Origin of the sequence: Gluconobacter sp. Dm-62, assembly GCF_018256155.1 — a bacterium.
Lineage (GTDB): Bacteria > Pseudomonadota > Alphaproteobacteria > Acetobacterales > Acetobacteraceae > Gluconobacter.
The window spans coordinates 326,613-344,116 of sequence record NZ_JAERLY010000002.1 but is presented as its reverse complement, the minus strand read 5'-3'; the positions used below and the strand labels follow the sequence as shown (position 1 = coordinate 344,116).

Below are 17,504 nucleotides of genomic sequence, written 5' to 3'. Positions count from 1 at the left end.
TCTCAACGGGGATTTTCAGGCTCGGTCAGTGAGCGGGCGTGGAAGCCGGAGCCGCAGGAGCAGCCGGGGTTGCCGTCGCAGGGGCCGTGGTCGTCTGGGTCGCGGCAGGCGGCTCGGCCAGGATGTCATGCGAGCCGACGCCGGAGGAAGCGCCACGGTTCATGACGGCCAGCACCAGGCACAGCAGCATGAAGATACCGGCGAGAACGGACGTGGCCCGCGTGAGAAGCGTTGCCGTTCCGCGGCCGCTCATGAAAGAGCCCATGCCCTGGCCGCTGCCAATGCCGAGGCCGCCGCCTTCGCTGCGCTGGATGAGAATCACCCCGATCAGCGCCAGTGTGACCAGCAGATTGAGAGCAAGCAGAAGAGTGGTCATGAACGATAGGGTCCGGACAGTGGTTGGGCCGACAGGCGGAGAGAGGCTGCTTCAGCAATGCACAGAAAGCTCTTTGCTTCCAGACTGGCACTGCCGACCAGCACCCCTCCAAGCGACCCGATGGAAAAAATGGTCGGCGCCTGAGCCGGTGTTACGGAGCCGCCATACAGGATCGGGACATGAATGTCATCCATCTTGAGCCGGGACTGCAACAGTCCATGCAGCAGCGAGAGGGTTCTCTCAAGCTCGTCGATGGGCGGAACAGTGCCACTTCCGATTGCCCAGACAGGCTCATACGCCAGAATGCCGCTGAAGCCGTCGGTCAGGGACCCTTCGACCTGTGTGGCAAGAACGGTCGTCGTCCGGCCTTCCAGCCGCTCTTCCATCGTCTCTCCGATACACACGATGGGAATGAGGCCCGCGACTTCGGCAGCTTCGACTTTCCGGCGAATCAGGGCATCGGTTTCACCGTGGGCCTGCCGGCGTTCGGAATGCCCCAGAATAACGTACCTGACCCCAAGATCCGCAAGCATCTCGGCCGAGATGTCCCCGGTATGCGGGCCTGAAGAGGTTATATGGCAGTCCTGCGCGCCAAGGCGCAGCGGTGTAGTGGGCCCTTCGGAACTGATGATTCCATGAACGCTGGCGATCTGGGTGAACGGAGGACACAGGATAAGGCGCACGTCGTCAGGGAGGGACTGCGCCCCCTCAGCGACGGCACGGGCCAGCCTGGTGGACTGCTCGCGCAGCCCGTGCATCTTCCAGTTTCCAACGACGAGCTTGGGGGATGGGGACACTCTTCCTCCTTGATGATGACGTCCTGCGAAATGGCGGCGTTATCGGTGTGTGCGGGCCAACCGGATATCAAAGGATGACTCTCGTTCCGGTCTGCTTCTGGTCAAGCCGTTCTCACGACATTATGGTGCGGCAAGTTTAGCGGGCCTTCCTTGTCCGCACCATCCCGTCATCCGGATCTGCCCTGACCCTATGATTACCACGCTCCGCCACCTCTTTGTTGACTCCTGGGCCGGCCGTGCCGCCGCGCTGCTGATCTTTCTGGCCTTTATTGGCTGGGGTGTGGGGGATGTGTACTCCAATATGGGCACGGCAAGCTCCAACGAAGTCGTGCGCGTCGGCGATCGCAGCATTACGCCAGACGATTTCAGCCGGGCGCTTTCAGCCCAGCTTCCCGCAGTGGCCAAGCAGATCGGCCTCGCAGACCCGTCCAAGCTCCCCAAAAGCGAGGTTGAGCAGGTCGCACGTCAGACCCTTCAAAACCTTGTGATCCAGAACGAGACCCAGCTTGCCGCATCCCGGGCAGGCATGATGGTGCCTGATGATCTGGTACGACAGGAAGTCTTTGCCATTCCGGCATTTCATAATGCTGCCGGACAATTCGACCGGAGCGTCTTCAATGACCGTCTGACCCGCATCGGACTGTCCGAAGGCAAGCTGCTTCAGGCCATTCGCGAGGACATCGCGTCCCGCGGGCTTCTGCAGGGGATGGGACAGTCCGTTGTGGCACCGTCTTCCCTGACAGAGCGGATGCTGTCTTTCGATGCGAGCCAGCGCGTGTTCGATCTGGTGCAGATCCCGTTTGCAAGCGGTGTCGTTGCGGCAGCGCCGACAGACGAGCAGCTTCACCGTTTCTATGACAACCACCCGCAGATGTTCCGCACGACGGAATATCGCCATGCGAAAATGGTCGTCATGACGCCGGACAGCGTTGCAAAAACGATCGAGGTTCCCGACGACGTTCTGCACCGTCTCTATGATTTTCAGGCACGGACCTTTGACGTTCCCGAGACGCGGACGCTGCAGGTCCTGACATTTACGGATCAGGCGAAGGCCGAAGCGGCTGCGACGGCTTGGAAGAACGGAACGTCCTGGGACGATATCCAGAAGAAGTTCCCTGAAGCCGCAGCCGTGTCACTCCCGTCCGTGCGCCAGAGCGATATTCCCAATCCCGAGCTGGCCAAAGCCGCGTTTGCTGCTCAGGCCGATCGTATTTCCGGGCCGGAAAAAACGGGAATGGACTGGGTGGTCTTCAACATTACAACGATCGTCGCGCCTCACAAAACGACGTTCGAACAGGCGAAGAGCGATCTGAAGACCCAGGTTCAGAACCAGGAGGCGACAGAAGCACTTCAGGCTCGCCAGAAGCAGTTCCAGGATGCGGTTGCAGGCTCCTCGACGCTAGAACAGATCCCCAGCGATCTTGGCGCCGTCCCGGCTGCCGGTACGCTGGATTCCAAAGGCCTGACGCAGGATGGTCTGCCCGCCCCGATCCCGGGCGATGCGGCTCTGCGTGAGGCAATTATCCATCAGATCTTCACTCAGTCCAAGGGCGCACAGCCGACGGTGGTGAATGGTCCGAATGGCACCGCGTTCTCGCTGCTGGTTGATGAAGTCCATCCTGGTACGCTCAAACCGTTCGATAGCGTGCGCGATCAGGTCGTGCAGGCCTGGACTGCGGATCAAAAACATCATGCCGCCGATCTGCGCGCCACGGCACTGTTCAACGCGGCGAAGGCAGGGACGCTGCACAAGGCTGTCGAAGGGCAGGCCGAAGCCTCCGCTCTTCGTCAGGACGTTGCGGTCTCGCGGGTGCATCCGGATCAGAGCCTGCCGCAGAATGTCCTGCGCGGCGTGTTCGGTCTCAAGCCGGGTACGAGTGGAATGTTTGAATCACCGGATGCGTTCTGGCTGGTCAATGTGACGGCGGACAAGCCTGCTTCTGCCGAGGACATGAAGAGCCTGGGCAGCCAGCTTGCGGACGAATATCTCCAGTCCATGCGCTCCGACATTCCGGTGGCCCTGAACGCCGCCATGGAGAAGGCTGTGCCGCCCTCTCATATCAACATGGCGCTTTACAATCAGGTCGTGTCGGCGGCCACGCCGGCGGGTGCTCCGGCAGTAGAAAACGGGGCGCACTGATGGGCATTGTTTACAGCATCGAAGCCGCGGATCTCCTGACGCCGGTCTCCGCGTTTCTCCGGCTTTCCAACCTGTCGGACGATCCATACCGGCTGCTGTTCGAGAGCGTTGAGGGCGGGGCTGCCCGTGGGCGTTATTCGGTGATCGCGCTTCTGCCGGATCTGGTCTGGAAGTGCCGGGACGGGAAGGTAACGCTGGATGGCAAGCCCCTTGACGGAGTGCCGCTTGAGACCCTGAAAAGCATCGTCGACGAAAGCCAGATGGATCTTCCCGCCGGAATGCCGCCCATGATTGGCGGTGTTTTCGGTGTGCTGGGTTATGACATGGTGCGCCAGATGGAGCGCCTTCCGAACGCCCCGGTAAACGATCTGGGGCTGCCGGAAGGTGTTATGATTCGTCCGCGCCTGTTTGCGGTTTTCGATTCCGTGCGGGACGAGCTCACGCTGGCGGTGCCGGTACGTGATGAGACAACGGATGCGGAGGCCCATGCGCTTCTGGATCAGGCACGGGCCGCGCTGGCCGCCCCTCTGGGAGATGCGCGTGAGACGCTGCCTTCCGGCACGGAACTGGCACCTCCGGTCTCCAACATGACGCAGCGGCAGTTCGAAGATCATGTCCGCAAGGCGCAGGATTATATTGCTGCGGGCGACGCGTTCCAGATCGTCCCGAGCCAGCGTTTCACGACGCCGTTCCCGCTGTCACCGCTCTCGCTCTATCGCAGCCTGCGCCGGGTCAATCCAGCGCCGTTCCTGTTCGTGATGGAGCTCGAAGACTACGCACTGGTCGGTTCTTCACCGGAAATCCTCGTGCGTCTGCGGGACGGCGAAGTTACGGTGCGTCCGCTGGCGGGCACACGTCCGCGCGGAGCGGACCGTGAAGAAGATCTGGCGCTGGAAAAAGAGCTTCTGGCCGACCGAAAGGAACTGGCCGAGCATCTGATGCTGATCGATCTGGGCCGCAACGATGTGGGCCGCGTCTCACAGCTTGGGACGGTTGAAGTTCCGGAAAAATTCGTCGTCGAGCGCTATAGTCATGTCATGCATATTTCCTCGACGGTAACCGGCCGCATCAAGGACGGCAAAACGGCGATGGATGCGCTCGTAGCAGCCTTCCCGGCTGGGACCCTGACAGGGGCACCCAAGATCCGCGCCATGGAAATCATCGACGAACTGGAACCGACGCGACGCGGGCCGTATTCGGGTTGCGTCGGGTATTTCGGAGCGGACGGGGAAATGGACACCTGCATCGGGCTGCGCATGGCCGTTCTCAAGGACGGAAACATGTATGTGCAGGCCGGATGTGGCGTCGTGGCGGACAGCGATCCGAACGCCGAGTTCCGCGAGACACAGGCCAAAGCCCGCGCGCTGTTCCGGGCGGCGGAAATCGCCGTTGCAACGGCCGCGAAAGCCTGACGGAGCCTCGGAAACGTGATGTATTTGACGAAAACAGACACGGGGGTCATTCTGTTGCCATGATCCTTCTCATCGACAATTACGACAGCTTTACGTTCAACATCGTCCACCATCTGGGCGCGCTTGGAGTTGAGTGTGATGTGCGGCGCAATGACGCGCTGAGTGTCGACGAGGCTCTGGCGCTTAATCCGTCCGCGATCGTGATTTCGCCTGGTCCCGGCGCACCGACCGATGCCGGGATCTGCTGTGATCTGATCCGCGCGGCGACAGGAACAGTACCGATTTTTGGCGTGTGCCTCGGTCATCAGGCCATCGGGCAGGTCTTTGGAGCCGAAGTCGTGCGCGCGCCCGTGCCGATGCATGGCAAGATCAGCGCGGTTCAGCATGACGGGACGGGCGTTTTTGCCGGACTGCCCGATCCGGTGGATGTCGTGCGTTATCACAGCCTGACCCTTCGCCCCGACAGCATTCCAGAAACTCTCGTGGTCAATGCCCGGACGGAAGATGGCGTCATCATGGGGGTGCGTCATCGTGACTTTCCCATACATGGCGTCCAGTTCCATCCCGAGAGCATTGCTTCCGTTGCCGGAAGGGAGCTTCTGGCCAATTTTCTGGCAATTGCCGGTATTCCTGTTCTCACGTCGCAGGCCGCATGACAGTGGGTGCGGATTTCACGTCCCTTCTGCACAAGGCTGCATCAGGACATCAGCTTAACAGCCATGAGGCCGAAGCGGCTTTCCACGCCATCATGGCAGGCAATGTTGAGCCTGTTCAGCTTTCCGCTTTCCTGACAGCCCTGAAGATACGGGGCGAAACCTTCGCAGAACTGACCGGGGCCGTTCAGGCGGTCCGTCATCACATGACGGTGCTGCCAGATGCTCCAGCCGGAGCTATTGATGTCTGCGGAACGGGCGGAGACAGCCTGAAAACGCTGAACGTATCGACCGCCGTGGCTTTCGTGCTGGCCGGCCTTGGTGTGCCCGTAGCCAAGCATGGCAATCGTGCGCTTTCGTCCGCGACAGGTGCGACGGATGTTCTGGAAGTCCTCGGTATTCCGCCCACAGATGATCTGGCGCTTCAGGGCAAACGGCTGCGGGAAGACGGACTGGTCTTTCTGGCGGCGCCGCAACATCACCCGGCCATGCGGCATGCGGCTCCTATTCGCAAGGCACTGGGTTTTCGCACGCTGTTCAATCTGCTCGGGCCACTGTGCAACCCGGCTCAGGTCCGCCATCAGTTGGTCGGCGTATTCGATGGGCGCTGGTGTGAGCCGGTGGCGCGTGCGCTTGGCGCACTGGGCAGTCTTTCGGTCTGGGTCGTGCATGGCTCGAGCGAAGAAGGCGGTAGCGACGAGCTCACGCTGGCTGGCCCGTCTCAGGTTTCGGCCTGGGAAGACGGCGCTCTTTTTTCGTTCGGGATCGAACCGGATATGGCCGGGCTGGCTGCTGCACCGATTTCGGCTATCCGGGGCGGGGACGCGCAGGCCAATGCGGCCGCGCTGATCGCCCTGCTGGATGGCGCGGGTGGCGCCTACCGGGATACGGTTCTTCTTAACGCCGCCGCGGCCCTGCATGTCGCAGGGCGCGGCGATATCGTGAAGGCCGGAGCAATTGACGTTCCGGCTTTCCGTCGCAATGTAGGGATGGCGGCGGACTCCATTGACAGGGGTCTTGCCCGTGCCGCGCTTGAGGGTGCGCGCATGTCAGCTCCTTCCATTGCTTCCACAGACGCAGGACGATCATGACATTCATGTACCATCGACCGGCGATGACATATTCGCCTGAGGGAACGGAACAGTTCCCGGACCCGGAAATTCCGGAAACGACCACGCCCCCTATCAAGAATCCGGAAGCGGAAACCGCAGCAGACCGCAGTGACGTGCTGGCGCGGATCTGTGCCCGGACACGCGTGGATATCGAGCAGCGCTCACAGATCATGTCTCTCAAGGACATTACGGCGCGGGCACGAGAAGTCACGACACCAACGCGGGGCTTTGGTCAGGCGCTTCAGCACCTCACGGCGGACCGTCAGGTCGGGCTGATTGCAGAAATCAAGAAGGCCTCACCATCTGCGGGTATCCTGCGCCCGAACTACAATCCGGTCGAAATTGCCCAGGAATATCAGGCCGCTGGTGCGACCTGCCTGTCCGTTCTGACGGAAGGCTCCTGCTTCCATGGCAGCACGGAAGATATTCGCGCAGTACGTGAAGCGTGCACTCTCCCCATCCTGCGCAAGGACTTCATTCTGGACCCCTGGCAGGTTCATGAAAGCCGCCTGATCGGAGCAGACTGCATCCTGCTGATCATGGCGGTTCTAACGGAAACACAGGCCGCTGAACTGATCGCGATTGCGCGCGGACTGGACATGGACGTTCTGCTCGAAGTCCATGACGAGGCGGAGCTGAACCGGGCGCTGGCGCTGGATACGTTCCTGATCGGCATCAACAACCGCAATCTGCGCACGCTCAAGACCGATATCCAGACGACGATCGATCTTGCACCTCTGGTGCCGCCGGATCGTCTGGTCGTCTCTGAAAGTGGCATCCGCACACAGGATGACATGATGAAAGTCGGCGCGGTGGGCGCGAGTGCCGTGCTGGTTGGCGAAAGCCTGCTGCGTGAGCCCGATCCGGGTGTTGCGGCCCGTCGTCTGCTCGGTTTCGTTTGATCTCGGGCCGCCTTTCAGGGCGGTCTGAACCGTTTTTTCACGGCACATCCAGCAGGCCGGGGCTTTCCGCGAAGGCGGGGTGTGGTCTGGCTTTCGGTGGCTTCTGCCGCTAAGAGCATGCAGGATTTTGTGCATTTCCATCAGGAGACCGTCATGGACGAGACACCGTCCGCTTCAGGCCGGAGCAACGGTCCGGCCCTTTCGCCGGAGACCATGAAGCGCGCTTACAGGGACATGCTTCTTGTCCGGCGCTTTGAGGAAAAGGCTGGCCAGCTTTACGGCATGGGGCTGATCGGCGGCTTCTGCCATCTTTATATCGGGCAGGAAGCCGTTGTGGTCGGGATCGGCCTCAACATGAAGCAGGGCGACAAGTCCATCACGTCCTATCGTGACCACGGGCAGATGCTGGTCGCAGGCATGACGCCGCGCGGTGTTATGGCGGAACTGACGGGCCGGGCGGGAGGGTATTCGCGCGGCAAGGGCGGCTCCATGCACATGTTCTCCCGTGAAAAAGAGTTCTATGGCGGTCACGGCATTGTCGGCGCTCAGGTCGCACTCGGTACGGGGCTGGCTTTTGCCAACAAATATCGCGGTACGGACGAGGTTTCGATCGTGTATTTCGGCGAAGGCGCATCCGCGCAGGGGCAGGTCTATGAGAGCTTCAATCTCGCGGCCCTGCACAAGCTGCCCTGCATCTATGTGATCGAGAACAACCGCTACGGCATGGGCACATCCATCGAACGCGCCTCGGCTTCCAAGGATCTGTCTCGTAATGGCGAGCCCTGGGGCATTGCGAGCCGCAAGGTCGATGGCATGGACATTTTTGCGGTGCATGAAGCGGCGCAGGAAGCCATGGAATACTGCCGTGCGGGCAAGGGGCCATTCCTGCTGGAAATGGAAACCTACCGTTATCGCGGACACTCCATGTCTGATCCGGCAAAGTATCGCCAGCGCGCGGAAGTCGAAGAAATGCGCCGTACGCGCGATCCGATCGAGACGCTGAAGGCCGAGATGCTGCGCTGCGGGATCGAAGAGAGCGTCTTCAAGGACATCGAGACGGACGTGAAGGCCATTGTGGCGGATGCGACCGAATTTGCGCAGACGAGCCCGGAGCCCGAACTCTCCGAACTCTGGACTGATATTCTGGTGGAGGCCTGATCCATGGCATCTCTGATTCTGATGCCGGCTCTGTCGCCGACCATGACTGAAGGAACGCTGGCCCGCTGGGTCAAGAAGGCTGGTGACGCCGTTTCTGCAGGCGACGTGATTGCCGAAATTGAAACCGACAAGGCGACGATGGAAGTCGAAGCCGTGGATGAAGGCGTGATCGGCAAAACGCTGGTGGATGAGGGCGCGCAGAACATCGCGGTCAACACACCGATTGCCGTGCTTCTGGCCGAAGGCGAGGACGCTTCCGCTGCGGACAACGTAACCCGCTCTGCCGATCCGGCTGCCGGGGCCTCTGTGGCCATCGAAACACCGGCTGATCCGGGGATCGTGGAAGCGCCGGAAGTGGCACAGGCCGAAAACGACCGGGACTGGGGCGAGACCAGCGAGATCACAGTCCGTCAAGCTCTGCGTGATGCCATGGCTGCCGAGCTTCGTCGTGATGAGGACGTTTTCCTGATCGGTGAAGAAGTGGCGCAGTATCAGGGCGCCTATAAGGTCAGTCAGGGTCTGCTGGACGAGTTTGGCGAAAAGCGCGTCATCGATACGCCAATCACCGAGCATGGTTTCACGGGCATGGCTGTGGGTGCGGCACTGACCGGGCTGAAGCCGATCGTCGAGTTCATGACTATGAACTTCTCACTTCAAGCCGTTGATCATATTATTAATTCTGCGGCCAAAACGCTGTACATGTCTGGCGGCCAGATGGGCTGCCCCATCGTGTTTCGTGGCCCGAATGGTGCAGCGGCCCGCGTGGGAGCACAGCATTCGCAGTGTTTCGCGAGCTGGTTTGCGCATATTCCGGGACTGAAGGTCGTCGCCCCTTGGTCGGCGGCGGATGCTAAGGGCCTGCTGCGGGCGGCCATCCGTGATCCGAACCCGGTCATCGTGCTGGAAAACGAGATCCTTTACGGCCAGAAATTCCCGTGCCCTGTGGATGAGGATTTCATCCTGCCGATCGGTCGCGCGAAGATCGAGCGTGAAGGGACGGATGTGACGCTCGTGGCGTTCTCCATCATGGTTGGTGTGGCTCTGGAAGCCGCAGCAATTCTGGCTGAAGAGGGCATTTCGGCCGAAGTCATCAACCTGCGCTCGATCCGTCCTCTGGACACCGAGACAATCGTGCGCAGCGTGAAGAAAACGAACCGGATCGTCTCCGTCGAGGAAGGCTGGCCGGTGGCTGGCATCGGAGCGGAAATCTGCACCGTGGCCGTCGAGCAGGCTTTTGACTGGCTCGATGCTCCGCCGGCGCGTGTCTGCGGGCTGGACCTGCCGATGCCGTATGCGGCCAATCTCGAAAAACTGGCGCTTCCGAAACCCGAATGGGTTGTGGATGCCGTTCGCAAGCAGCTGCGGGACTGACAACGATGGCTACCGATATTCTGATGCCGGCGCTGTCGCCGACCATGACCGAAGGCAAACTGGCCCGCTGGCTCAAAGCCGAGGGCGATACCGTCTCTGCGGGCGATGTGATTGCCGAAATCGAGACCGACAAGGCGACCATGGAAGTGGAAGCCGTGGACGAGGGCATCCTTGGGCGAATCCTGGTTCAGGAAGGCGCTGAAGGCATCCCCGTGAACACGCCGATCGCGGTTCTCGTGGAAGATGGCGAGACCGTGCCGGATGCATCTTCCACGCAGGCCGCAGCGGCCCCGAAGCCTGAAACAGCTTCCGCAGAAACGACGGCTGCCGCTCCGGCATCCAAGGCTCCGGCTGAAGACAAGGGCGAGCGCATCTTCGTCTCCCCGCTGGCAAAGCGCATGGCGCGCGAGCGGGGCATTGCCCTTGACGCGCTGACGGGAAGTGGTCCGAACGGACGTATCCTCAAGCGCGACGTTGAAAAGGGTGTGAGCGCGCCTAAAGCAGCACCAAAAACTGCCGCTGCTGCACCCGTCACGACTTCGGAAGAGACGATCCGTCGTGTTCCGAACTCGACGATGCGCAAGGTGATCGCCCGTCGCCTGACAGAGTCCAAGACGCAGGTTCCACATTTCTATGTTTCGGTCGATATCGAGCTGGATGCCCTGCTGGCCCTGCGTTCAAAGCTGAATGCGACGGCACAGGAAAACAGCTTCAAGATCTCGGTCAACGACATGATGATCAAGGCCGTGGCGCTGGCACTGAAGAAGGTGCCGGGCGTGAACGTGCAGTTCACGGATGCCGAGACTCTGCATTTCGAGAATGTCGACATCTCGATGGCTGTTTCGGTGCCGGATGGGCTGATCACGCCGATCATCCGCAATGCCGATCTCAAGTCCCTGCGCGAAATCAGCGTCGAAGCCAAAGATCTGGCCAAACGCGCCCGTGCCGGAAAGCTCAAGCCGGAAGAATTCCAGGGCGGAACATTCTCCATTTCCAACATGGGCATGTTCGGCGTGCGTGAGTTTGCTGCGATCATCAATCCGCCGCAGGCCGGTATTCTGGCAATTGCGTCAGGCGAAAAACGCGCCGTCGTGCGCGGGTCGGACATTGCGGTTGCGACTGTGATGACGGCGACGCTCTCGGTGGATCATCGAGCGGTGGATGGTGCTCTGGGCGCCGAGTGGCTGAATGCGCTGCGCGATATCGTGCAGAACCCTTACTTTCTGGTGGTCTGAACCATGTCCGATACATTCGATCTGATTGTTGTTGGTGGCGGCCCCGGTGGCTATGTGGCAGCCCTGCGCGCCAGCCAGCTCGGGATGAGCGTGGCGGTTGTGGAAAGCACGCATTTCGGTGGGGTGTGCCTCAACTGGGGCTGCATCCCGACCAAAGCGCTGCTGCGGTCTTCGGAAATCCATCATCTGCTGCACGACCTGGGCACGTTCGGGCTTTCCGCAGACAACATCTCGTTCGATCTGTCCAAGATCGTCGGGCGTTCGCGCAGCATTGCGCGGCGAATGGGTGGGGGCATTGCGCATCTGCTGAAGAAGGCCAAGGTCACGACGTTTGACGGCCGCGCCAAGCTGGCCGGACGTTCGGGCGAGGCGCATCAGGTTGTGATCACCAAGGACGGCGTTGCGGTTGCGACCATCAAGGCACCGCATGTCATTCTTGCGACGGGTGCACGGGGGCGTCAGCTTTCTGGTCTGGAGACGGACGGCACCCTGATCTGGGGCGCACGTGAGGCCATGACCCCGAAAGAACTGCCGAAGCGGCTCCTCGTCATCGGCTCGGGCGCCATTGGCATCGAGTTTGCCTCGTTCTACCGGAACATGGGCAGCGACGTGACGATCGCCGAAGTCGCGGACAGGATTCTGATTGCCGAAGATCCGGAAATCAGTGCGGCGGCGCGCAAGGCTTTCGAAAAGCAGGAGATGAAGATCATCACCAGCGCGAAGGTCGGACCGCTGAACAAGGGTGAAAACGAAGTATCCACGACGATCGAAAGCCCGACGGGCAAGGTCGATCTGACGGTGGACCGTGTGATCTGCGCGGTTGGTATCGTCGGCAATGTCGAGGATCTGGGGCTTGAGGGCACCAAGGTTCAGGTTGACCGGACCCATATTGTCACAGACGGTTTCTGCCGGACCGGTGAGCCGGGAATCTATGCCATCGGTGACGTTGCCGGTGCTCCCTGGCTGGCCCACAAGGCGAGTCATGAGGCTATCCTCTGCGTCGAGAAGATCGCCGGACGTTCGCCGCAGCCCCTGCATGCGCTGAACATTCCGGGCTGCACCTATTCGCGTCCGCAGATTGCATCTGTCGGGCTCAGCGAAGAGAAAGCCATCGCAGCAGGCCACAAGGTCAAGGTCGGGCGCTTCCCGTTCATTGCCAACGGCAAGGCCGTGGCGATGGGCGAGACGGACGGTATGGTCAAAACCGTGTTCGATGCCACAAGCGGCGAGCTTCTTGGCGCGCACATGATCGGTGCGGAAGTCACGGAAATGATCCAGGGATACGTCATCACACGCACCGGAGAATTGACGGAAGCGGAGCTGATCGAGACGGTCTTCCCGCATCCGACCATTTCCGAGACCATGCATGAAGCAACTCTGGCCGCCTTCGACGGCCCGCTGCATATCTGAGCATCATGTCCCAGCGCATCACCATCGACCATCGTTCGGCGCCGACCACTCTTCGTCATCCGGAGAAGGCCCACCGGCCTGACAACCCGATCCAGCGCAAGCCGTCCTGGATCCGGGTCAAGGCACCGAACCATCCCGTGTATCACGAGACGCGTGCGCTGATGCGGGAGGCAGGACTTGTGACCGTCTGCGAGGAAGCGGCATGCCCCAATATCGGGGAATGCTGGTCGCAGCGTCATGCCACGATGATGATCATGGGCGAGATCTGTACCCGGGCCTGCGCGTTCTGCAACGTCACGACCGGGATGCCGAAGCATCTTGATGCAGACGAACCCCGGCGGGTCGGCGAAGCCGTGGCAAAGCTTGGTCTGAGGCATGTTGTCATCACATCCGTGGATCGCGACGACCTTGAAGATGGGGGTGCGGAGCATTTCGCGCAGGTCATCCGTTCGATCCGTCAGACGTCGCCAGACACTACGATCGAGATCCTGACGCCTGATTTCCTTCGCAAAGATGGGGCGCTGGAGGTCGTTGTGGCGGCGCGACCGGATGTTTTCAATCACAATATCGAGACCGTACCCCGGCTTTACCCCTCCATCAGACCGGGTGCGCGTTACTACCAGTCCGTCCGTCTGCTGGATGGAGTAAAGAAACTCGATCCTTCCATTTTTACCAAGTCCGGCCTGATGCTTGGGCTTGGCGAGGAACGGATGGAAGTGGCTCAGGTCATGGATGATTTCAGGATCGCGGACGTCGATTTTCTGACCTTGGGGCAATATCTTCAGCCATCCGCAAAACATGCGGCCGTTGAAAAGTTTATTACCCCCGACGAGTTTGACGGCTATGCTGCCGCAGCCCGTTCAAAAGGATTTCTTCAGGTCAGCGCCAGTCCGCTGACCCGGTCCTCCTATCATGCGGACAGTGATTTCGCGAAGCTTCAGGCTGCGCGGAACAGCCGTCTGAAAGAAAGTCTCTGATGCCGACACATGCCGAGCAACGGTTGATCGCCTATACGCCGGACCAGCTCTTCGATCTCGTGGCAGATGTGGAGAAGTATCCGCAGTTTCTGCCCTGGTGCGTGAAGGCAAGCATCCGTACCCAGACGGAACAGGAGCTTGTGGCGGATCTGACGATCGGTTTTGGTCCGTTCCGCGAGACCTTCACGAGCCGCGTGACTCTGGAGAGGCCCTCTCGCATCCGGGTGCGTTATGAAAAAGGGCCTTTCCGGTATCTGAACAACGTGTGGACGTTCACGCCTGATCCCCGTGGCTGTCTGGTCGATTTCTTTGTAGATTTCGAGTTCAAGTCGCGGCTTCTGCAAAATGCGATGGGCGTTGTGTTCAATGAAGGCGTGCGCCTCATGGTGTCCGCATTCATCAAGCGGGCGCGGGATATCTATGGAGTGCAGGGAGCAAAGGTTCCCCCATCGACACCCAGCCTTTCCCAAAGGACGTAAAATTTCGTAGTGTTTCGAGAACCATCTGGTGCTTGAGCCGTTTCAGGTCTCAAGCACCGTCATGGTGATATGAAAAGGATTACGTAATGAAAAAGATTTCCTTTGGCGCATTTGCTCTGACCGCTCTGGTTGCTGCTGCCTCTCCTGCAATGGCTGAACATCACCATCATCATGGCAAGCATCACGACAAGGCTGGCCAGATGCAGAAGACAGACAGCGAGTCAGCAACTGACGCCCTGAATGCCCGTTCGCTCCAGCAGGCTCAGACACCGGTTGCTCCGACGGCACCGACGGCCGCAATCCCGCCCGCAGCTCCGACGGCTGTCCCGACAGCTCCGAGCCTTCAGGCTGTACCGCCGGCCCCGGCAGCATCCACAATGCCGGCTCCCACGCAGGGGAACTAAGATCTGAGGCAGACTTCTGCCATCAGATTTTCGGAAAAGCGGCTCCCGATCAGTCGGGGGCCGCTTTTTTTGTTTCAAGTGGCGTCCAGAATGCTTTGAAGCGCCTGTAGCACTGACTGCCTGCGGATACTGATGCGGTCCCCCGTGAAATGACATTCCACGCTCGTCGTTTTGCCTGTGCGTAAGGCCATTCCGAAACAGACGGTTCCGACTGGCTTGGCCGCACTCCCACCTCCTGGGCCCGCAATGCCCGTTACGGAAATTGAGAGGTCGGCGTTTGCCGTATGAAGCAGGCCGCCTTCCGCCATAGCCTCTGCCGTTGAGAGACTGACAGCGCCATATTGCATAAGGGTTGCCTCAGGAACGCTGACGGCACTTATTTTCAAAGCGTTGGAATAGGTCACAAAACCGCCTTCCAGCACATCTGACGATCCGGGAATATCACTGAGGGCAGCCGCGATCATGCCACCGGTGCAGCTTTCCACTGTGACGAGCTTTCGGCGAGACTGGCGCAGATGCTCCAGGACCTGTTCAGACAGTATGCGAATTTCATTATCCAGCATGAGTATTCCTGACGCGATAGATCATCATGCCTGCTTCGATATTCTCGATATAAAGGCGGGTTTCGCGATAGGGCAGGCGCTCGATCCAGTCCAGAACCCCGTCTTCAGACAGCGGTTCCGAAGGGGGATTTGCTTTCAGCCAGAGATCAACCCGATGCGGGCCAGCATTATAGGCGGCCAGCGCATAGGGGATCACATTTCCGAAACGCTCCAGAAGCTGCGAAACATAGGCGTTACCGATTTTCAGGTTCGTCTGCGGATCAGTCAGGGCGGCAGGTGAGACATTGACCGGCCCCAGATGCGCCTTGCGGACCACGTCTTTGGCCGCAGCAGGCAGAAGCTGGAGCAGCCCAATCGCATTGGCACCGCTCAGGGCATTGGGGTCGAACCCGCTTTCCTGCCGGATGATGGCGGGAAGCAGACCGTCCGGAACTGTTGACGCCGCCGGATAAGGGTCTGGAAAACCTTGCGGATAAAGAGCAATGCCTTTACGCGCCAGAGCATAGGAAGCGAAGACCTCCGGCGCGGCCACTCCGAGGCGAGACGCGGCATCGGCGACGGCTTTCTGGCCTTCAGGAGACGGATTGACCACTTCCAGCATCATGAGAAAATCACGCGCATGATCGGGATCGCCCGCCTGCACGAGGTCTGTGGCGGCTTCAAGCAGGTCCGGACGGGCGAGCGTTCCGGCCGTCGGGGAGGACAGGGACTGAAGGGCCTGCGACAGGGCCGCGTCAAAAGCCGGCGATGACTGACCCGAGACCAGAATCGCGTTGTCTTGCGTCAGGGCGGCGAGAGCGAGCTGACCCGGAAACGTCGTTGGAAAGGCTGCAGCCTTCTGAAACGCGGCTTCGGCGTCTTGCAACCTGTCAGCGTCCTGAAGGGCACGGCCTGTCCAGTAATAGCCACGGGCCTGCATCTGGAGCGACGTCGCGCCCTGAAGCAGGGCGAAGAACTGCTCTGCGCGGGCAGGATCGTGAAGGTCTCGAAGGGCAATGATACCGCTGAGGAGAGCGGCTTCCTGACGGTCTGTCGTGTCCGGCGGCAGAGTGGTGTCGTCTGCGAGGTCTTCCGCCTCTTTCGGGCGACCGGCCAGCAACAGTGCACGGGCGAGACTGATGCGTTCGGAAGACCAGTCATGGGACGGGCTCGCCTGCTGGAGAGCTGCACCCTGAGCGTTCCACAGCGACAACGCCTCGTCCAGACGGTCTCCGCGACGCAGGGCCCGAAGGCGATAGCGGATCAGGGTTGGGTCCGATTGCAGTTCGGAGGGCAGCGACGCGAACAGGGAATCGGCATCAGGGGAGGCCAGTCGTTCGGCCAGTCGCGCGCGCGCCAAAGGCTGCTTGTCGGGGGAAAGACGCTCGATCTGTCGGGACGCAGCAGAAAACTGCCCCCGCACGATAAGAGCCTCATAGCGGCTCCATTGATCGGCGGGAGTGAAAGCCTGACCGAAACGCCCAAGCAGTATCTGCTCTTCAGGCGTGGTCAGGGTGTTTCCGGACAACCAGAGGCGGCGTGCCGTGGAGGCCGCGTCGGGAAGGTGATCGGCACACGCCGTAAACGCAGCGGGGAGGGTGAGGGGGTAGAGCGGGCAAAGGGCGCTGAGGGTTTGCGCGTCAGATGTGTGGGAGAGAGCATTCTGGTAGCGCCACAGGATGCGCACTCTCTGCGGCCACTGGGGTTGCTGTGCGAGAAAAGTGGCGTAGCGCTGCGCCGGAAAATCGCTTCCCCCGGGCCCGACGAGACTGAGCCACTCCGCGAGCCGTTCCTGTACGGGTGAGGGAGAGGCTTCCACTGGCACCGCGAGGGCTGAGGACGCAGCAAGAAGCGTCATCAGCCCGGCCAGGAGGGTTGTGTTACCTCGGAAGAACATGGGTCCAGACCTCCCCGCCGCCGCGGATGATGAGTTCGATTGCGACACCCAGAACCACCAGCAGGCCGATCCATGCAATCCAGCGATATTTGGCCAGAAGATTGGCGACGACCGATGCGGCAAGCCCCATCAGCAGCACCGAAAGCACGAGCCCCGCAACAAGAATCCACGGATGCCCGACAGCCGCGCCAGCAACGGCCAGCACGTTGTCGAGGCTCATGGACAGATCGGCCACCACAATTTTGAGAACGGCAGGGCCCAGACGGGGCGGGGCGGCTTCGACGTCCTCATGATGTTCGCCGACGCGAAGTTCGCGATACATCTTCCAGCAGACCCACAGAAGAAGAAAACCACCCGCCAGCGTCAGGCCGACCACGGCAAGGAGCGTGGTGGCCAGCAGGGCCAGCCCCACACGCAGGATCGCGGCAAAGCCTGTTCCGAAAAGAATGGCAAGACGACGCTGCCGCCCTTCCAGATTGCGGACGGCCATTCCGATGACGACGGCATTGTCACCGGCGAGGGTGATGTCGATCAGGGTGATCTGGCCGAGGGCGATAAGGGCGTGGAGCAGAGAGTCAGGGGCCAAGGTGTCATTCTTCCGAAAAGGGGTCCGTGCAATGTCTTCGTATTTGGTCTAAG

17 protein-coding genes are annotated in these 17,504 nt (G+C 60.6%); 12 read left to right on the top strand and 5 right to left on the bottom strand.

Features of this window, described 5'->3' with window-relative positions:
* Positions 1-25 precede the first annotated feature (25 nt).
* Both secG and tpiA read right to left on the bottom strand, forming a co-directional pair.
* Positions 26-376 carry a preprotein translocase subunit SecG gene (gene secG, locus JK202_RS03345; protein WP_211558142.1) on the bottom strand — a complete coding sequence of 117 codons (351 nt, stop codon included), beginning with the start codon at positions 374-376 and terminating at the stop codon, positions 26-28.
* Entirely contained in the window at positions 373-1,173 is an 801-nt protein-coding gene (gene tpiA / locus JK202_RS03340; RefSeq protein WP_211558140.1) for a triose-phosphate isomerase, read from the bottom strand. The genes secG and tpiA overlap by 4 nt, the downstream gene beginning before the upstream one ends.
* Before the next feature lie 190 nt (positions 1,174-1,363).
* Here tpiA and JK202_RS03335 point away from each other — a divergent pair, with 190 nt between their 5' ends.
* The 12 genes from JK202_RS03335 (at position 1,364) to JK202_RS03280 (ending at position 14,426) form a co-directional block, all read left to right on the top strand.
* Positions 1,364-3,313: a peptidyl-prolyl cis-trans isomerase gene (locus JK202_RS03335; protein ID WP_211558138.1), complete on the top strand. Its 1,950-nt coding sequence runs from the start codon at positions 1,364-1,366 to the stop codon at positions 3,311-3,313.
* Positions 3,313-4,725 (top strand): anthranilate synthase component I, encoded by a 1,413-nt coding sequence (trpE, locus tag JK202_RS03330; RefSeq protein WP_211558136.1) that lies wholly within the window; start codon positions 3,313-3,315, stop codon positions 4,723-4,725. The genes JK202_RS03335 and trpE overlap by 1 nt, the downstream gene beginning before the upstream one ends.
* Before the next feature lie 59 nt (positions 4,726-4,784).
* On the top strand, positions 4,785-5,381 hold the full coding sequence (locus tag JK202_RS03325) for an aminodeoxychorismate/anthranilate synthase component II (protein ID WP_211558134.1): 597 nt from the start codon (positions 4,785-4,787) through the stop codon (positions 5,379-5,381).
* Positions 5,378-6,469 (top strand): anthranilate phosphoribosyltransferase, encoded by a 1,092-nt coding sequence (trpD, locus tag JK202_RS03320; RefSeq protein WP_211558132.1) that lies wholly within the window; start codon positions 5,378-5,380, stop codon positions 6,467-6,469. The genes JK202_RS03325 and trpD overlap by 4 nt, the downstream gene beginning before the upstream one ends.
* Positions 6,466-7,392 carry an indole-3-glycerol phosphate synthase TrpC gene (trpC, locus tag JK202_RS03315; RefSeq protein ID WP_211558130.1) on the top strand — a complete coding sequence of 309 codons (927 nt, stop codon included), beginning with the start codon at positions 6,466-6,468 and terminating at the stop codon, positions 7,390-7,392. Before trpD ends, trpC begins: the two co-directional genes overlap by 4 nt.
* A gap of 153 nt (positions 7,393-7,545) precedes the next feature.
* Complete coding sequence (gene pdhA, locus JK202_RS03310; RefSeq protein ID WP_211558128.1) at positions 7,546-8,550, top strand: pyruvate dehydrogenase (acetyl-transferring) E1 component subunit alpha; 1,005 nt, start codon at positions 7,546-7,548, stop codon at positions 8,548-8,550.
* Between the two features lie 3 nt (positions 8,551-8,553).
* Complete coding sequence (locus tag JK202_RS03305; RefSeq protein WP_211558126.1) at positions 8,554-9,921, top strand: pyruvate dehydrogenase complex E1 component subunit beta; 1,368 nt, start codon at positions 8,554-8,556, stop codon at positions 9,919-9,921.
* Between the two features lie 5 nt (positions 9,922-9,926).
* The gene (locus JK202_RS03300) at positions 9,927-11,156 is read left to right on the top strand and encodes a pyruvate dehydrogenase complex dihydrolipoamide acetyltransferase (RefSeq protein WP_211558124.1); all 1,230 of its coding nucleotides are present in this window, start codon (positions 9,927-9,929) and stop codon (positions 11,154-11,156) included.
* Positions 11,157-11,159: 3 nt separating this feature from the next.
* Positions 11,160-12,566 (top strand): dihydrolipoyl dehydrogenase, encoded by a 1,407-nt coding sequence (gene lpdA, locus JK202_RS03295; RefSeq protein WP_211558117.1) that lies wholly within the window; start codon positions 11,160-11,162, stop codon positions 12,564-12,566.
* Positions 12,567-12,571: 5 nt separating this feature from the next.
* A complete protein-coding gene (lipA, locus tag JK202_RS03290) occupies positions 12,572-13,543 on the top strand; it encodes a lipoyl synthase (RefSeq protein ID WP_211558109.1) in 972 nt (323 codons plus the stop codon).
* A complete protein-coding gene (locus JK202_RS03285; protein ID WP_211558107.1) occupies positions 13,543-14,022 on the top strand; it encodes a type II toxin-antitoxin system RatA family toxin in 480 nt (159 codons plus the stop codon). The genes lipA and JK202_RS03285 overlap by 1 nt, the downstream gene beginning before the upstream one ends.
* 86 nt (positions 14,023-14,108) lie before the next feature.
* Complete coding sequence (locus tag JK202_RS03280; protein WP_211558105.1) at positions 14,109-14,426, top strand: hypothetical protein; 318 nt, start codon at positions 14,109-14,111, stop codon at positions 14,424-14,426.
* A gap of 74 nt (positions 14,427-14,500) precedes the next feature.
* Here JK202_RS03280 and JK202_RS03275 read toward each other — a convergent pair whose 3' ends face one another.
* Genes JK202_RS03275 through JK202_RS03265 form a run of 3 tightly spaced genes read right to left on the bottom strand, consistent with a single transcriptional unit; the run spans position 14,501 to position 17,451 of the window.
* Positions 14,501-14,989, bottom strand: coding sequence for a CinA family protein (locus JK202_RS03275; RefSeq protein ID WP_211558103.1), 489 nt, complete (start codon positions 14,987-14,989; stop codon positions 14,501-14,503).
* Entirely contained in the window at positions 14,979-16,865 is a 1,887-nt protein-coding gene (locus JK202_RS03270; RefSeq protein ID WP_211558101.1) for a lytic transglycosylase domain-containing protein, read from the bottom strand. Before JK202_RS03270 ends, JK202_RS03275 begins: the two co-directional genes overlap by 11 nt.
* On the bottom strand, positions 16,849-17,451 hold the full coding sequence (locus tag JK202_RS03265; RefSeq protein WP_211558092.1) for a YjbE family putative metal transport protein: 603 nt from the start codon (positions 17,449-17,451) through the stop codon (positions 16,849-16,851). Before JK202_RS03265 ends, JK202_RS03270 begins: the two co-directional genes overlap by 17 nt.
* Positions 17,452-17,504 lie beyond the last annotated feature (53 nt).

Excerpts from the sequence above, each read along its gene's own strand:
- secG (WP_211558142.1), bottom strand. The coding sequence starts at position 376 with ATGACCACTCTTCTGCTTGCTCTCAATCTGCTGGTCACACTGGCGCTG.
- JK202_RS03335 (WP_211558138.1), top strand. The coding sequence starts at position 1,364 with ATGATTACCACGCTCCGCCACCTCTTTGTTGACTCCTGGGCCGGCCGT.
- trpE (WP_211558136.1), top strand. The coding sequence starts at position 3,313 with ATGGGCATTGTTTACAGCATCGAAGCCGCGGATCTCCTGACGCCGGTC.
- JK202_RS03325 (WP_211558134.1), top strand. The coding sequence starts at position 4,785 with ATGATCCTTCTCATCGACAATTACGACAGCTTTACGTTCAACATCGTC.
- trpD (WP_211558132.1), top strand. The coding sequence starts at position 5,378 with ATGACAGTGGGTGCGGATTTCACGTCCCTTCTGCACAAGGCTGCATCA.
- trpC (WP_211558130.1), top strand. The coding sequence starts at position 6,466 with ATGACATTCATGTACCATCGACCGGCGATGACATATTCGCCTGAGGGA.
- pdhA (WP_211558128.1), top strand. The coding sequence starts at position 7,546 with ATGGACGAGACACCGTCCGCTTCAGGCCGGAGCAACGGTCCGGCCCTT.
- JK202_RS03305 (WP_211558126.1), top strand. The coding sequence starts at position 8,554 with ATGGCATCTCTGATTCTGATGCCGGCTCTGTCGCCGACCATGACTGAA.
- JK202_RS03300 (WP_211558124.1), top strand. The coding sequence starts at position 9,927 with ATGGCTACCGATATTCTGATGCCGGCGCTGTCGCCGACCATGACCGAA.
- lpdA (WP_211558117.1), top strand. The coding sequence starts at position 11,160 with ATGTCCGATACATTCGATCTGATTGTTGTTGGTGGCGGCCCCGGTGGC.
- lipA (WP_211558109.1), top strand. The coding sequence starts at position 12,572 with ATGTCCCAGCGCATCACCATCGACCATCGTTCGGCGCCGACCACTCTT.
- JK202_RS03285 (WP_211558107.1), top strand. The coding sequence starts at position 13,543 with ATGCCGACACATGCCGAGCAACGGTTGATCGCCTATACGCCGGACCAG.
- JK202_RS03280 (WP_211558105.1), top strand. The coding sequence starts at position 14,109 with ATGAAAAAGATTTCCTTTGGCGCATTTGCTCTGACCGCTCTGGTTGCT.
- JK202_RS03275 (WP_211558103.1), bottom strand. The coding sequence starts at position 14,989 with ATGCTGGATAATGAAATTCGCATACTGTCTGAACAGGTCCTGGAGCAT.
- JK202_RS03270 (WP_211558101.1), bottom strand. The coding sequence starts at position 16,865 with ATGTTCTTCCGAGGTAACACAACCCTCCTGGCCGGGCTGATGACGCTT.